The organism is Streptomyces sp. NPDC039736, assembly GCF_055596485.1.
In genome coordinates, this window is sequence record NZ_JBVIUQ010000010.1 from 18773 (window position 1) to 34009 (window position 15237).

The 15237-nt window shown below is 74.8% G+C and carries 11 protein-coding genes; 9 read left to right on the plus strand and 2 right to left on the minus strand.

Going from position 1 to position 15237, the window contains the following annotated elements:
- Positions 1-140: 140 nt before the first annotated feature.
- Complete coding sequence (gene mycP, locus ACZ56L_RS27745) at positions 141-1376, minus strand: type VII secretion-associated serine protease mycosin (protein WP_468691382.1); 1236 nt, start codon at positions 1374-1376, stop codon at positions 141-143.
- Positions 1373-2878, minus strand: a complete 1506-nt coding sequence (gene eccB, locus ACZ56L_RS27750) for a type VII secretion protein EccB (RefSeq protein ID WP_471067064.1) — start codon at positions 2876-2878, stop codon at positions 1373-1375. Before eccB ends, mycP begins: the two co-directional genes overlap by 4 nt.
- Positions 2879-3031: 153 nt before the next feature.
- Between eccB and eccE the strand changes: the two genes are divergently transcribed.
- The 9 genes from eccE (at position 3032) to ACZ56L_RS27795 (ending at position 15191) form a co-directional block, all read left to right on the plus strand.
- Complete coding sequence (gene eccE / locus ACZ56L_RS27755; RefSeq protein ID WP_471067066.1) at positions 3032-4180, plus strand: type VII secretion protein EccE; 1149 nt, start codon at positions 3032-3034, stop codon at positions 4178-4180.
- Positions 4177-4938, plus strand: a complete 762-nt coding sequence (locus ACZ56L_RS27760) for a hypothetical protein (protein WP_471067068.1) — start codon at positions 4177-4179, stop codon at positions 4936-4938. The genes eccE and ACZ56L_RS27760 overlap by 4 nt, the downstream gene beginning before the upstream one ends.
- A 31-nt stretch (positions 4939-4969) precedes the next feature.
- On the plus strand, positions 4970-5203 hold the full coding sequence (locus tag ACZ56L_RS27765) for a DUF397 domain-containing protein (RefSeq protein WP_345220142.1): 234 nt from the start codon (positions 4970-4972) through the stop codon (positions 5201-5203).
- Between the two features lie 506 nt (positions 5204-5709).
- On the plus strand, positions 5710-8988 hold the full coding sequence (locus ACZ56L_RS27770) for an SCO5717 family growth-regulating ATPase (protein ID WP_471067070.1): 3279 nt from the start codon (positions 5710-5712) through the stop codon (positions 8986-8988).
- Positions 8989-9228: 240 nt separating this feature from the next.
- Positions 9229-11130, plus strand: a complete 1902-nt coding sequence (locus ACZ56L_RS27775; RefSeq protein WP_471067072.1) for an ABC transporter substrate-binding protein — start codon at positions 9229-9231, stop codon at positions 11128-11130.
- A 77-nt stretch (positions 11131-11207) separates the two neighbouring features.
- Positions 11208-12287 (plus strand): ABC transporter permease, encoded by a 1080-nt coding sequence (locus ACZ56L_RS27780; protein WP_468691371.1) that lies wholly within the window; start codon positions 11208-11210, stop codon positions 12285-12287.
- Positions 12284-13195, plus strand: a complete 912-nt coding sequence (locus ACZ56L_RS27785) for an ABC transporter permease (RefSeq protein WP_471067074.1) — start codon at positions 12284-12286, stop codon at positions 13193-13195. Before ACZ56L_RS27780 ends, ACZ56L_RS27785 begins: the two co-directional genes overlap by 4 nt.
- Positions 13192-14181 (plus strand): ABC transporter ATP-binding protein, encoded by a 990-nt coding sequence (locus ACZ56L_RS27790; protein ID WP_345220137.1) that lies wholly within the window; start codon positions 13192-13194, stop codon positions 14179-14181. Before ACZ56L_RS27785 ends, ACZ56L_RS27790 begins: the two co-directional genes overlap by 4 nt.
- Entirely contained in the window at positions 14178-15191 is a 1014-nt protein-coding gene (locus ACZ56L_RS27795) for an oligopeptide/dipeptide ABC transporter ATP-binding protein (protein WP_468691368.1), read from the plus strand. Before ACZ56L_RS27790 ends, ACZ56L_RS27795 begins: the two co-directional genes overlap by 4 nt.
- Positions 15192-15237 lie beyond the last annotated feature (46 nt).

Below are 15237 nucleotides of genomic sequence, written 5' to 3' on the forward strand. Positions count from 1 at the left end.
TGCCGATCGGTTGAGCGTGCCATCGGACCGGGGTGGCGGATGCGGCCAAGTGGCTGGTCAGGGGCGGTGGTCGGGGTGGCGGGCCGGTGCCCGCGGGCAGGGGCGCGGGGCGTATTGCGACTGCCGTTCGGCGGGTGGCGTCAGGTTCCCGGGTCCTGCGGCGTCCTCCTGCGGCGCCTCGCGTCCCGTACCGCCACGGCGGTGCCCGTCAGGGTCGCCAGCGCCACCGCGCCGGCGGTCACGACGTACACCGCCAGGCGTACGGTCCGTTCCTGCGGTGTCTCGCCACTGGGGGCGTGCAGCGGGTCGGGCGTCCGCGCGCGGGGCGCACGCCCGGCGGCGGGGCGGGCGTCGTCGGTCAGGGCGCGCAGGGGGTCGGCGACGCCCCAGCCGAGGAGGGCGTCGGGGCCCGGGGACGGGCGTTCGGCGGTCTGCTGGATCCGGGTGACGACCTGGGCGGCGGTCCAGCCCCTGTGCTTGCCCCTGAGGAGGGCGGCGAGTCCGGCGACGTACGGGGCGGAGAAGCTCGTACCGCTGTCGGTGCAGTGGCCGCCGCCGGGGAAGGTGGAGACGATGTCCGTGCCGGGGGCGGCGATGCCGACGAAGTCGCCGGTCTGGGAGAAGTGGGCGCGTTCGTTGTCGCGGTCGGCGGCGGCGACGGCGAGAACGCCGTCGTAGGAGGCGGGGTAGGTACGTTTCGCCGTGCCGTCGGAGCCGCTGTTGCCGGCGGAGGCGATGACGACGATGTCGTCGCGGAGGGCGGCCCGCACGGCTCGTTCCAGGCCGGGCGGGTCCGTGGTGTCGGCCGTGTCCTGGGAGATGTTGATGATGTCGGCGTTCTGGGCCATGGCGTGCTCGATGGCCTGCGCCAGGGTTGCCGGGGTGCCCCCGCCCCGGGCGTCGTTCTGGTCGATCGGGATGATCGTGGCTTCCGGGGCCAGGCCGACGAAGCCCGTGCCGGGGCGGGGGCGGGCGGCGATGATCCCGGCGACCTCGGTGCCGTGGCCGACCTCGTCGTGGGTGCCGTTGGTGACGGGGCCGTGGGGGACGCCCCGGAGCGGGAGGGTGCGGCCGCGGGACGGGTCGACCGCGTCGCGGAGCTGGGGGTGCCGCGCGTCCACGCCGGTGTCGATGACGGCGACACGGATGCCTCTGCCCCGCGTGGTCGACTTCTCCCAGATCTCGTTCAGCGGGAGGCGTCGCAGGGACCAGGGGCGGCCGCCGTACGGCGCGGAGCCGACGGTGCACGGTTCCTGGCCGGCCGTGGCCTCCGACTGGCCGCGCGCCTGCGCCGACGGCAGGCAGAGCACCGCGAGCGCGAACGTCGCGGCGCAGCGGAGCGCCGTGCCCCGGTACGTGTTCCGGGTGCGGCTCACGGGCCCTGCACCTGCACCGCCGCGCCGGTCGACAGGCGGGGGCCGGTCGGCAGGAGGGAGGACCAGGCCATGGGGACCGGGATGTAGGAGGCGTCGGAGTAGCCGAGGAGGTCCACCGCGGCCTTCGGCGCGCCCTTCGCCGCGGGGTCGGGGCCGTCGCGGTGGCCCGTGTCGCCGGGTTCGGCGCCGCCCCTGGTCTGGATGCTGTGCCGGAAGCCCGCGTCGGTGGCGAGGAAGACGGGGCCCACGTCGGTCCGGTCGCCGGTGAACTGGCGGTAGAGCTGGCCGGAGCCGGGGGTGACGTAGGAGGGGGTGGTGGGGCCGGGGAGGGGGCGGGGGAAGCCGGGGCCCGACCAGACGCCGAGGGTGGTCCGGCCGGTGGCCCTGTCGACGGAGTGCAGGACGGAGCAGACGGTGGCGGAGGCGGGGCGGGCGGCGGGGGCCAAGTCGGGCCACCGTCCCTTTCCGTACGGGCGGAACCAGGCGCCCGTGGAGGGGATCCTGGCCGCGATGGGCTCGGTCTGCGGGATGGCCCTGAGCGCGTCGCTGCCGAGCAGGAGCGCGGCGACGAAATCGGTGACGGGTGCGATCCGGTCGGCGAGGACGACGTACCGCTGGCGCTTCCCGCCCTCGCGGGCTTGCAGGACCGTGCCGATCCGCCGGGCCTGCGGCGGCAGTTGGCGGACGCGGGAGGGTCGGGTGGCTCCGGGCACCGGGGGCATCGTGATCCGGCTACCCGCGTGGAGCGTGTCGAGCCATTCGCGCGAAACCGGCTGCGGCGCCCTCCCGCTGCCCACGACGAGCCTCAGCAGCAGGCCGTCCGTGTGGTCGATGGGGTAGGCCGTGCCCGTGGCGTCCACCACGTGGTGCCCGCCCCCCTCGGCCGTGCTCCGTACGTACAACAACTGGCCTCCGTGCAGCAGTCGGGGCCGCTTCAGCTTGTCCTCGTCCCGTGCCGAGAAGACGAAGACCGCCGTCCGGACGTCCTCGCCCCGGGGCACGGGACGGTCGCAGGCCGCCCAGCGCTTGGGGGTGGTCGCCTCCCTCCGGGAGGGCAGGCGGTCCGGTGCGTACGGAATGCCGACGGCGGGGCCGCGCGGCAGCTTCTCCGCCTCGTCGATGAGCCGATCGGCGACCCTGATGACGAGTTGGCCCCTCCTGCCCTGCGTGTCCACGAGGAGCCGGGCGGACGCCATGTTCAGGACGGGGTGGAGCTGCGCCTTCCCGTTGGTCCGCAGCACCACGTAACGGGTGGTGGACGGGTTCGCGACGATGACGTTCGCGTACGGGGCCTGCCAGCCCGGTGGCGCCATCGGGCTCAGCAGCCCCCACACCCCGAACCCCGCCAGTCCCACCGCCCCCGCCAGCACCCCCGGCAGAACGGCTCGCAGCGGGCGGGGGGCGCCCTCGTCCGAGCCGGTCGAGGTGGGGCGCAGGAACTGTGCGACCAGCCTCCGCTTCGCGAAGACGTACGCGTTGAGTTCGTCCCGTCGTGATGCCATCGGACCGCCGCCACTCTCCCCCGGTCGCCGCTTTCGGACCCCTCCCCCGCCGCCCCGAACCGCGAATTCGGTCACTCACAGCTCGGATAGGGTGAACGCTCCGTCAACTCCCGTGCGGAAGCGGGGGTTACGGCCGCAGGAGGCGGTACGGCGATGGGGGCGAGGGTGCGCGGGCTCAACAGGTCTTTCGGAGTACGGGAGTTGGTGCTCTGCGAAGGCGCCGTCGCGGTGGCCGCGGCAGGTGCGGCGGGCGGCCCGGCCTGGACCGTGCCGGGGGTGGCGGCCGGGGCGGCGGGAGTGTCGCTGGTCGTGCTGCGCCGGGGCGGGCGGAGTGTGTTCGGGTGGCTGGCGGTGGCGGCCGCGTTCCGGGCCCGGCGGCGGCGCGGGGATTCCGCTTGTGCGGGGCTCGACCGGTACGCGTACGAGAGACGGCGCGGACCGGCGGGGGCCCGGGAGGTCGGGATGGTGGGCGACGGAACGTTCCTGACGGCGGTGGTACGGGTCGAGGTCTCCGACGCAGGACTGCGCCCGGCGGACGGCGCGGCGGAACTGCCGTGGGACCTGCTCGCCGGGGCGCTGGAGGTGGACGACGTCGTCCTGGCGTCGGCGCAGGTGGTGCAGCAGGTGCGGGGCGCGGCGGCGGGCACGGCTGCGGTCCGGGGCGCGGGGGCGGCCGGGGGCACGCGCGCGGGCGGGGGCGCGCCCGTGGTGCGGGCGACGTGGGTGGCGCTGCGGCTGGAGCCGGAACTGTGCCCGGAGGCGGTGGCCGCGCGCGGCGGCGGGCCCGGCGGGGCGCAGCGGTGTCTGGTGCGGGCCGCCGACCAGGTGGCGAGCCGGCTGACGGAGGTGCACGGGCTGCGGGCCACGGTGCTGGACCAGCCGGGACTGGACTCGGCGCTGGGCGCGGCGCGGTGCGGCGGGCCGGGGCTCGCGGTGGGCGGCGAGGAGTCCGTACGGGCCTGGTGCGGCGAGGGGCGGGCGCACACCGTGTACGCGTTCGGGGGAGATCCGCGGGATGCCATGGCGCTCGCCGCGGCGCTGCCCGGGGAGGCGGCGGTGGCGGCCACGGTGAGCCTGACGCTGCGACACCGGAGGGCTCGGGGAGTGGTGGGCGGGGTGGGTGCGAGGAAGGCGGGCGCCGAGGGGCACGTGCGGGTCACCTGCGCGGAGAAGTCCGAACTCGACCGCGTACGGGAGGAGTTGGCGCGCGGGTTCCGGGCCGCGCGGCTGGATCTCGTACGGATGGACCGGGAACAGCTTCCCGGACTGCTGGCCACGCTGCCGCTCGGGGGTGGGCGGTGAGGAGCTTGTTCGGGGCGCGCGGCAGCCGGAATCGCGCTTCCTTCGGCCGTGGGCTGCCGGTCGGGGGCGACGGTGTTCCCGTCGGGGTCGACGCGCGGGGGCGGTTGCTGCTGCTCGGGTCGCACCGGTCCGTTCCGTACGACGTGGTGCTGATCGGCGGTGTGTGGACGGCGCAGGTCCTGGCGCTGCGGGCCGCGCGGGGCGGGGTGCGGGTCGTGGTCGAGACGGGCCGGGCGGGGCTGTGGGCGGGGGTCGCGGAGGCGGCCGGCGCGGAGGTGTGCGGGGTGGGGCGGGTGCCGGCGGCGGGCGCGGGCGAGGGGTGTCCGGTGCTGGTCGTGCGGGACTGCGGGATGCGGCCGCCGCGGGGGCGGGTGGCGCCCGCGCCCTGGCAGTCGGTACTGACGCTGCTGCCCTATCTGAGTCCGGTGGCTCCCGGGCTGGTGCGGAACGCGGCGCTGGTGGGCGTGCAGCGGGTCTCCCCGCAGGAGGCGGAACACCTGGGGCGTCTCCTGGCCCTCTCCCCCACGGAGCGCGACACCCTGCCGGGTCTGGCCGACGGGGTCACCCTGTGGTGCGCCGACGGCCCCGAGCGCCACTGGGTCACCACCGCACCGGACCCCTCGGAGTCGGCCCTGCTCGGGCCGCCGCGCCGGATGGATCCCGCCGGGGACCGGGCCCCTGCGGACAATGGCGCGATCCCCCTCCCGTCCATCGGGCACCATGGCCTAGGCAACGGCGCCCGCGAGGGCGACGGTTGAGCCGAGTGGACGTGACGAAGGGGACAGCGGAATGGGAACTCAGCAGGAGAAGGACGAGCTCTACGCCCTCGACATCTCGGATGTGGAGTGGCTCGGCGCGCCCGGCACCGAGGACGCCGAGGAGCGGGTGGAGATCGCGTACCTGCCCGGCGGCGCGGTCGCGATGCGCTCGTCGACGGACCCCGGGACGGTGCTGCGGTACACCGAGGCGGAGTGGACGGCGTTCGTCCTGGGCGCGCGGGACGGGGAGTTCGACCTCACGTAGCCGTGGAGGGCCGGGGCGGCCGCCGGAGGGGCTTCCGGGGCCGCCCCCTTCCGGTTGCGGGCGGGTGGGTGGGTAGCTGGATGGGCGGGCGGGTTGTGCGTGCGCGGTGGGCCACGGGTCCCGCGTCCTGCCGCACGTGCCGACATCTGATTGTTGGGAAGCGGGACGGGGTGCGTGGGCCGGGTCACCTTCCGTGCGGAGATGTCGAGTTGCGGCCGATTTGGTGGTCACGGAGTGGTGCCGCCGGGTCACGCGTGGGCGTCAAGTGGCGGCGGGGGCGCGGTTCGTCGGGTGAGCGGGCCTGCCGTACGGGCAGGGGCGACGACTAGGCTGACGCACGGGCCCGGCAGGCGCTCCCGTTCCGCAGGTGCGGAGTGGGCCGCGGACCGGCCGCGCCCCCGTACGACGGCAGGACACGGGGAAGCGCCGAGCGGATCGGACGACGGAAGCGGTCACCCCACCCAGCACACACGGCACCAGGGTGCTCGACCACAGCAGGAGGCAATGTGAACAGCGAGCGGGACGAGATCCGCGAGGGCTGGAACGTGCCCGTCAGCCCGCCCGTCGAGGAGTCGCCCGACGCGGAGGCCGAGCGGGCCGACCGGACGGGCGAGTTCACCATCGACTACACCCCGCCCGCCTGGTACACGCAGAACGCGGACGCGTCGGACGCGTCGGGTGCGCGTTCCGGTTCCGGGGAGGAGCCGGCGGCGGGTGCGGTGGCCGAGCCCTTCGGGGGCGGGGACCTGGAGAGCAACGCGACCATGCGCTTCTCCCCCGCCGCCCTCAAGCGGGAGCTGGCCGAACGTGAGGCCGCCGAGGACACGTCCGCGGAGGACGGCGGGGAGGCCGCAGGTGACGGTGCCGACGGGAGCCCCGGCGCGGATGTGGACGCCGGGCACGATGCGGCAACTTCCCTGACTGGCAAGGGCGTTGGCGGCGACGACGCGATCCTGAACGAGGCCCCGGCCGAGTCCGGCACCGACTCCGTCGAGCCCCGTGATTCCGTCCCGCACGGCTTCCCCTCCGACGACGCCACCGGTACGGACACCGCCGGACGCGACAAGGAGTACGAGGCCGAGGACGACGCCGTGGCCGACGCGTCCGCCGGCCTGGTCGCGGACGCGGGCACGGGCGGCGGTACGGACAGCGGTACGGGCAACAGCGCGGACGGCGGTACGGATGCCGGTGCCGACGCCCGGACGGGCGACGGCGCGGACGAGCCCGAGGACGGCATCACCGACGCCGTTCCGGAGGACCGGCCCGCGCTCCCCGCGGACGAGCCGCGGGACACCCCGCCCTCGGGGGAACCCGCCCTCCAGCCCTGGACCCCGCCCGCTCCCGCGCAGAGCAGCGGCCTGCCGCCGCTTCCGCCGTCCTTCCGGCCCGCGGCGCCCACCGCCGCCCCGCAGTGGCCCGCCCCCGCGCAGGCCCCGGCCCCCGCGCCGTCCGCCTGGCCGACGCCCGCGCCGTCGAGCGAGTCGTCGGGCCAGCGGGCGCAGGTGTCGTCCGGCTTCCCGGAGGACGCCGCCATTCCGCAGCAACCGGGAGGGTACGGGTTCCCGCAGCCCGAGGCCGTCGATCCGGCTGTGCCGCAGGGCGGCCACCCCGTACCGCAGCCGCCCGCGCCGCAGCCGTCTGCGGCGGAACCCTTCGCACTGCAATCGCCCGCCCCGCAGCCGCCCACGGCGGAACCCTTCGCACCGCAGCCGCCCGCCCCGGAGCTTCCGGGTCCGGGGGCGCAGCAGTCGTCCGCCGCGCTTCCGTCGCAGAGCGGGCACGCCGAACCGGTGTTCGGCACGCAGCCTCCCCAGGCCGCCGCGCCGGCTCCCGCTCCGTCGGCACCGCAGGGCGGGTACGGGTTCCCGCAGCCCGGCGCCGCGCCCGCCCCGGCGGCAGCCGGCACTCCCGGCGCGCCCGAGCCCGTACAGCCGCCTGCTCAGCCCGGTACGCCCGAGCCCGTGCAGCCGCCCGCGGCCCCGAGTGCGCCGCAGCCTCCCTTCGCCGTGCCGGGTGCCGCTCCCGCCGCCCATGAGGTGCCCGGCGGTTACGGCTTCCCGCAGCCCGGCGCCCCCGCCCAGGGCGGCTACGGCTTCCCCCAGCCGGAAGCGCCCCAGGCGCAGGCACCGGCACAGCCCGCAGCCCCGCAGGCCCCGGTCGACCCCCGTACCGGTGCGGCCTGGCCCGTCGCGCCCGATCCGCGTCAGGCCGCGAACCCCGGGGCGCCCCTCGGGTACACCGCCGCCGTCGAGCTGTCCTCCGAACGGCTGCTGCGCAACAACAAGCAGAAGCCCAAGAGCAGCCGCAACCCCTCCGTCGGGTCCCGCTTCAAGTTCGGCGGCAAGAAGGAGGAGGCCGAGCGGCTGCGCAGGCTGGAGCTGATCCGCACCCCGGTGCTCTCCTGCTACCGCATCGCGGTGATCTCCCTCAAGGGCGGCGTCGGCAAGACCACCACGACGACCGCCCTGGGCGCGACCCTCGCCACCGAGCGCCAGGACAAGATCCTCGCCATCGACGCCAACCCGGACGCCGGCACGCTCGGCCGCCGCGTGCGGCGCGAGACCGGGGCGACGATCCGCGACCTCGTCCAGGCGATCCCGTACCTCAACAGCTACATGGACATCCGGCGGTTCACCTCGCAGGCCCCCTCCGGCCTGGAGATCATCGCCAACGACGTCGACCCGGCCGTCTCCACGGCCTTCAACGACGAGGACTACCGGCGCGCGATCGACGTGCTCGGCAAGCAGTACCCGATCATCCTGACGGACTCGGGCACGGGTCTGCTCTACAGCGCGATGCGCGGAGTCCTCGACCTGGCCGACCAGTTGATCATCATCTCGACGCCTTCGGTGGACGGCGCCAGCAGCGCGTCGACCACGCTGGACTGGCTGTCGGCGCACGGGTACGCGGAGCTGGTGCAGCGTTCGCTGACCGTCATCTCGGGGGTGCGCGAGACCGGGAAGATGGTCAAGGTGGACGACATCGTGCAGCACTTCGAGCAGCGCTGCCGGGGCGTGGTCGTGGTGCCGTTCGACGAGCACCTCGCGGCGGGCGCGGAGGTCGACCTCGACATGATGCGGCCGAAGACGCGCGACGCGTACTTCCACCTGTCGTCGCTGGTCGCGGAGGACTTCGTACGGGCGCAGCAGGCGCAGGGGCTGTGGACGGCGGACGGCAACCCGCCGCCGCACCTGGCCCCGCCGATGCCGGGCGTGCAGATGCCCGGGCAGGTCCCGGGGCAGGCGCCCGGCCCCTACCAGCAGCCGTACGCCGCCCAGCCGCAGCCGGGGCAGCCCGCCCACCCGGGGCAGCCCGCCCAGCCGGGGCAGCCGCAGCCGGGCCAGCAGTGGCAGCAGCCCCTCCCCGCCCAGCAGCCCTACCCCGGCGAGCAGGCGGGGCAACCCGGCCACCAGCCCGGCCAACCTGCCCAGCCCCAGCCCCTCCCCGGCCAGCAGCCGCAGCCCGCACAGCCGTGGCAGCAGCCCCAGTCCCCCGGTGGCTGGCAGCAGCCTCCGGCACCGGGCGCGCAGGCTCCCGTGCCGCAGGGTCAGTTCGCGCAGGGGCAGCAGCAGTTCGCGGCACCGAACCAACCGGCCCACCCGGCCCCGGGGCAGTCGGCGACCCCGGGGTACCCGGCCCCGGGACAGCCTGCGTACCCCGCCGCCCAGCCGCTTCCCGGTCAGGTGCCCGCGCCCGGTGAGCAGCCGCGGCCCGACTCCGCCTCGGACGGTTCCGTACCGCCCGCCGGGTGGCCCCAGCAGCCGCCTTCGGCCCCTCAGCAGTAGGGCGTCAGGGGTATAGACCAATGAGGGCCCGCCGTACGGTCGCACGACGACCGCGCGGCGGGCCCTCCGGCGTTCCACGGCCGCCTGCCCGAAGACCCCGAACGGGCCATTCCCGCAGCCCACGCGGCAGTTGACACGCCGTTGACACGTCCGGAACGGCGCTGGTAGACCTGCGCCACACCACTCCGCCCACCCGAGAATCGCCCACACAGGATCAGTGACGACGCGAGGGCTCCCGCCATGGACACTCAGGGCACCACGACCGGCAGCACCCCCCACACCCCGCCACCGCACCCCGCCCGTCCCCGGGCCGCCCGCCGTCTCGCGGCGGCCGGAGCCGCCGTCTTCGCCCTGCTGGCCACGGCCGCGACCCCGCTGCCCCCGGCGGCGGCCCCACCGGAAGCACCGGCCAAGGTCCGGGCCGCAGCCCCCGAGCGGTCCCTCACCATCGCCGTCGCGCAGAGCGTGGACTCGCTCAGCCCGTTCCTGGCCACCCGGCTCGTCAGTACGACGATTCACCGGCTCGTGTACGAGTACCTGACGAATTACGACGCCAAGGACGCCCGTACGATCCCGGCCCTGGCCACCGCTTGGAAGTCCTCGCCGGACAAGCTGACGTGGACGTACACCGTCCGCGACGACTCGACGTGGACGGACGGCAGGCGGGCGACCGCCGAGGACGCCGCCTGGACCTTCAACAAGATGATGACGGACGAGGGCGCCGCCTCCGCGAACGGCAGCTTCACCGCCAACTTCAAGAAGGTCACCGCCCCCGACCCGCGGACCCTGGTCGTGGAGCTGAAGAAGCCGCAGGCCACGATGACGGCGCTGGACGTGCCGATCGTGCCCAAGCACGTGTGGGAGAAGGTCGGCGACCTCTCGAAGTTCAACAACGACAAGGCGTTTCCCGTCGTCGGGAACGGGCCGTACGTCATCACCGGCTACAAGCCCGACCAGTACGTGAAGCTGAAGGCCAACAAGAGCTTCTGGCGGGGCGCGCCGAAGTTCGACGAGCTGACGATGAAGTACTACAAGGACGGTGACGCGGCCGTCGCCGCGCTGCGCCGGGGCGAGGTCGGCTTCGTGCAGGGCCTGACCCCCGCGCAGGCCGCGTCCCTGAAGTCCGAGCCGGACATCAAGGTCAACGACGCGCCGGGCCGCCGCTTCTTCGCGCTGGCGACCAACCCGGGCGCGCGGGACAGGGCGGGCAGGAAGTTCGGCGACGGGCACCCGGCGCTGCTCGACCCGGCCGTGCGCAGGGCCCTGTTCCAGGCCGTCGACCGCAGGGCGATCGTCGACAAGGTCTTCCGGGGGCACGCGGTGGAGGGCCAGGGCTACCTCCCGCCGCGCTTCGCCGACTACCACTGGAAGCCGCCCGCCGGACAGCGGATCGACTACGACCCGGCCGCCGCCGCCAGGACGCTCGACGACGCCGGGTACAGGAAGAACGCGGACGGCAAGCGCGTCGGCAAGGACGGCAGGCCGCTCGACTTCCGCATCCTGTGCCACGCCACCGACCCGAACGACAAGGCGGTCGGCAAGTACCTCACCGAGTGGTGGGGCGAACTCGGCATCGGGCTGAAGGTCGAGTGCCTGGACAGCGTCTCGGACCGCTGGCTGGCCGGCGAGTACGATCTCGCCTTCGACGGGTACTCGGTCAACCCCGACCCCGACTACGTCCTGTCGATCCACACCTGCGCGGCGCTGCCCGCCACGCCCGACGCGTCCGGCCAGACCGACAACTTCATCTGCGACAGGCAGTTCGACGACCTCTACGGCCGGCAGACCGTCGAGTACGACAAGGCCAGGCGCGCCGACCTCGTGAAGCGGATGCAGTCGCGGCTCTACGACACCGGGTACATGAACGTGCTGGTGTACCCGAACGCGGTGGAGGCGTACCGCACGGACCAGATCGCGTCGATCACGACGATGCCGGCGGCGGGCGGCAACATCTGGGGCCAGGACGGCTACTGGAGCTGGTGGTCGGCGGAACCGGCGGCGGCGTCCGGTGACGCGTCCGGCCGGGGCTCCGGGCCGTCGCCCGCCGTGTGGATCGTCGTCGGGGCCGCGGTGCTGATGGTCTTCGCGATCGTCTTCGTCGTCGTCCGTCGCCGCGGCACCACGGCGGAGGACCGCGAGTAGGGCTCGCCCCGGACCCCCTTCCCCGACAGAACCGGGAGCACCCCCATGAACACCCGCACATCCGCGAGCCGCGCCGCATGACCGCGGCGAGCTCCCCCGCCGTGGTGCGGGAGCCCGACGGCGGCCCGGTGAAGCCCGGCCCCTCCCGGGGCGTCCTGGCGCGCGCCGCCGCCGGGCCGAGGACGGCGTATCTGCTGTACGTGGCGGGGAAGCTGGGCGGCGCGGCCGTCTCGATCCTCGCCGTGCTCGTCACCAGCTTCTTCCTCTTCCGGATCATCCCGGGCGACCCGGTGAAGGCCATGACGCGCAACCGGGCGGTGTCGCCGGAACAACTGGCCCTGCTGCGCAGGCAGTTCGGTCTCGACGCGCCGGTGTGGCAGCAGTTCACCGACTACTGCGGCAAGGCGCTCACCGGCGATCTCGGGATCTCGTACCAGTTCCACGCGCCCGTGGGCGAGCTGATCGCGGAGAGGTTCCCGGCGACGCTGCTGCTGACGGGGGTCGCCGTGGTGCTCTACTCGGCGCTGGGGCTGTGGCTGGGCACCCGGTCGGCGTGGCGGCACGGGCAGCTCGGCGACAGGCTGAACACCGGGGTCGCGCTGACGCTGTGGTCGGTGCCGTCGTTCTGGCTCGGGCTGCTGCTGATCATCGTGTTCTCGGTGGGGATCGGGCCGATTCCGGGCCTGTTCCCGACCGGGGGCATGGAATCGGGTTCCGCGACGGGCTTCGCGCACGTGCTGGACGTGGCGCACCACATGGTGCTGCCGGTGCTCACCCTCGTCGCGGTCGGGTACGCGCAGACGCTGCTGGTGATGCGTTCCTCGCTGCTCGACGAGATGGGCAGCGACTACCTGACGACGGCGCGCGCGAAGGGGCTGCGGGACGCGCTGGTGCGCCGCAGGCACGCCGTGCCGAACGCCCTGCTGCCGACCGTCACCATGGTGTTCATCAACCTGGGGCACGTGGCGGCGGGCTCCATCCTGGTGGAGTCGGTGTTCTCCTGGCCGGGGCTCGGCGGGCTGTTCTACCAGGCGATCCCGGTGCCCGATCTGCCGTTGATCCAGGGGTTGTTCGTGGTGTTCGCGGGGGCGATGATCCTGATGAACCTCCTCGCGGACCTCCTCTATCCGCTGCTCGATCCCCGGGTGGGCCGATGACGACCGAATCCGCGCCCGTACCGCCGGGCTCCCTCGCCTGGCAGCGCCGCCGGACGTCCGCGGCCCGCTTCTGGCGGCAGTACCGCTCGCATCGGGCGGGTCTGTACGGGCTGGCCGCGCTGGTGCTGATCGCCGCCACGGCGCTGGCCGCGCCGCTGCTCGTGGGCGGTGACGTCCAGGACGTCACCGGGGCGCCCGGAAGGCCGCTGGAGTCCCCCAGCTCCCGCTTCCCGCTCGGCACCGACCAGTACGGCCGCCCGCTGCTCGGGCTGCTGCTGCACGGGGCGCGGATCTCGCTGGCGGTGGGGCTGATGGCGGCGGTGCTGTCGGTGGCGATCGGGACGCTGGTGGGAATCCTCGCCGGGCACTTCGGCGGCTGGTTCTCGACCGTCGTCATACGGGTCACGGACTGGTTCCTGGTGATGCCCGCCCTGGTGCTGGCGATCGTGCTGGCGACGGTCCTCTCGCAGAGCGTCTGGACGGTGGTGCTGGCGATCGGCGTGACGTCCTGGCCGACCACCGCCCGGCTCGTACGGGCCCAGACGCTCGCCGTCGAGTCGCGGCCGTACATCGAACGCGCCCAGGCGCTGGGCGGCGGCCACGCCCACATCATGGCCCGGCACGTCCTGCCCAACGTCATGCCGCTGGTCCTCGCCCAGACCACCCTGCTCATCTCCGCCGCGATCCTCACCGAGGCCACGCTCGCCTTCCTGGGCCTCGGCGACCCCAACGTCGTCTCGTGGGGCGGCATGCTCCAGGAGGCGCGGGAGACGGGCGCGGTGTCGTCGGGCCACTGGTGGTACCTGGCGCCGCCGGGGCTGGCCATCGCGGTGGTCGCGCTCGCCTTCACGCTGTGCGGGCGCGCGGTGGAGTCCGTACTCAACCCGAAGCTGGGGACGAGCCGTTGAACAGCACCGCACCCGTCCTGGAACTCCGGAATCTGCACGTCCGGTACGGTCCGGACGTGCACGCCGTCCGGGGCGTCGACCTCACCCTCGCCGCGGGCCGGAAGCTGGGGGTGGCGGGCGAGTCCGGCTGCGGCAAGTCGACCCTCGCCCTGGCCCTGCTGCGTTTGCTGCCCGCCTCCGCGCACCTGACCGGCGAGATCCTCCTGGACGGCGAGGACGTCCTGACCATGAAGTGGGGGCGGCTGCGGGCCGTCCGCTGGGCGGGCGCCTCGATCGTCTTCCAGGGGGCGATGCACTCCCTGAACGCCGTGCACCGCATCGGCGACCAGATCGCCGAACCCCTCCTGGTGCACGGCCGGGCCACCCCGGCCGCCGCCCGCAGGCGCGCGGCGGCCCTGCTGGAGCAGGTGGGCCTGCCCGCCGCCCGCGCCGACGCCTACCCCCACGAACTGTCCGGCGGCCAGCGCCAGCGCGTGATGATCGCGATGTCGCTGGCCTGCGACCCGCACCTGATCGTCGCCGACGAGCCGACGACCGCACTGGACGTGATGATCCAGGCCCAGATCCTGCGCCTGATCGAGCGCCTGGTGGCCGACCAGGGCATCTCGCTCCTCATGATCAGCCACGACCTGGCGGTCCTCGCCGACACCTGCGACCGGCTCGCGGTGATGTACGCGGGCCGGGTGGTCGAGGAGGGTCCCGCCGCCACGGTCCACACCGCGGCCCGGCACCCGTACGCCCAGGCCCTGTCGGCGGCCTTCCCCCGCATCGGCGACCCGGCGTCCCGCCGCGCCCCGCGCGGCCTGCCGGGCGACCCGCCGGACCCGTCGCGGCTCCCCTCCGGCTGCACCTTCCACCCGCGCTGCCCGGTGGCTCTCGCCTCCTGCGCGCAGCAGGACCAGCCCCTGCGCGAGGCCGCGCCCGGCCACCACGCGGCGTGCGTCCACGTCTCCTCTGCGACCCCCCAGGGAGTCCCCGCCCCATGACCACCGCAGAAACCCCCGCCCCCGGAGCCCCCCTGCTCGCCTCGCGGGGCCTGCACGTCACCTTCCCCGGCCGGCGGGGGGCGCCTGCCGCGAGGGCGGTCGACGGGGTCGACCTGGAGCTGGCCCCCGGCGAGATCGTCGCCCTCGTCGGCGAGTCGGGGTGCGGCAAGACCACCCTGGCGCGGGCCCTGCTCGGGCTGGTGCGGCCCACCGGCGGGGAGGTCCGCTTCGGCGGCCGGGCGCTGGACCACCGGGCGCGCGGCCTCAAGGCGTACCGCAAGCGCGTGCAGCTCGTCCTCCAGGACCCGAGCGGGTCGCTCAACCCCCGGCACACGGTGTACGACGCGGTCGCCGAGGGGCTGCGCATCCACCGTCACCCGGGCGACGAGCGCGCGGCGGTGGCCGAGGCGCTCTCCCGGGCCGGTCTGCGTCCGCCCGAGCGGTTCTTCCTGCGCTACCCGCACGAGCTGTCCGGCGGGCAGCGCCAGCGCGTCGTCATCGCCGGGGCCCTGGTCCTGGGGCCCGAGCTCATCGTGGCGGACGAGCCGGTGGCGTCCCTGGACGCGTCCGTGCGGGGCGAGATCCTGGCGCTGCTCCTCGGGCTGCGCGACGAGCTGGGCCTGTCCGCCCTGGTGGTGACGCACGACCTCGGCCTGGCCTGGAACATCGCGGACCGGGTGGCGGTCATGTACCTCGGCCGGATCGTGGAGACGGGGCCCGTGGAGGACGTGCTCACGCGCCCTCAGCACCCTTATACGCAGGCCCTGTTGTCCGTCCTGCCGGAGGCCGGCGGCGAGCCCGTCGTGCTGGGCGGGGAGCCCCCGGACCCGTCCCGCATCCCGTCCGGCTGCCGCTTCCACGCGCGCTGCCAGGTCCTCGCCTCCGGGCAGGCGGATGCGGCGGGCGTCGCGGACCGGTGCCGCACGCAGGAGCTCGCGGTCCTGCCCGCCGACGCGGAGGCCCCGCAGGTGGCGTGCCACTGGGCGGCGGCCCGCCGGGAGGCCCGGTAGGGGCCCCGCGCAGGGCCGTGTCACCGCGTCACCGTAGGGTCACCTG

Excerpts from the sequence above, each read along its gene's own strand:
- eccB (WP_471067064.1), bottom strand. The coding sequence starts at position 2,878 with ATGGCATCACGACGGGACGAACTCAACGCGTACGTCTTCGCGAAGCGG.
- ACZ56L_RS27780 (WP_468691371.1), top strand. The coding sequence starts at position 11,208 with ATGACCGCGGCGAGCTCCCCCGCCGTGGTGCGGGAGCCCGACGGCGGC.
- eccE (WP_471067066.1), top strand. The coding sequence starts at position 3,032 with ATGGGGGCGAGGGTGCGCGGGCTCAACAGGTCTTTCGGAGTACGGGAG.
- ACZ56L_RS27785 (WP_471067074.1), top strand. The coding sequence starts at position 12,284 with ATGACGACCGAATCCGCGCCCGTACCGCCGGGCTCCCTCGCCTGGCAG.
- ACZ56L_RS27795 (WP_468691368.1), top strand. The coding sequence starts at position 14,178 with ATGACCACCGCAGAAACCCCCGCCCCCGGAGCCCCCCTGCTCGCCTCG.
- ACZ56L_RS27775 (WP_471067072.1), top strand. The coding sequence starts at position 9,229 with ATGGACACTCAGGGCACCACGACCGGCAGCACCCCCCACACCCCGCCA.
- ACZ56L_RS27765 (WP_345220142.1), top strand. The coding sequence starts at position 4,970 with ATGGGAACTCAGCAGGAGAAGGACGAGCTCTACGCCCTCGACATCTCG.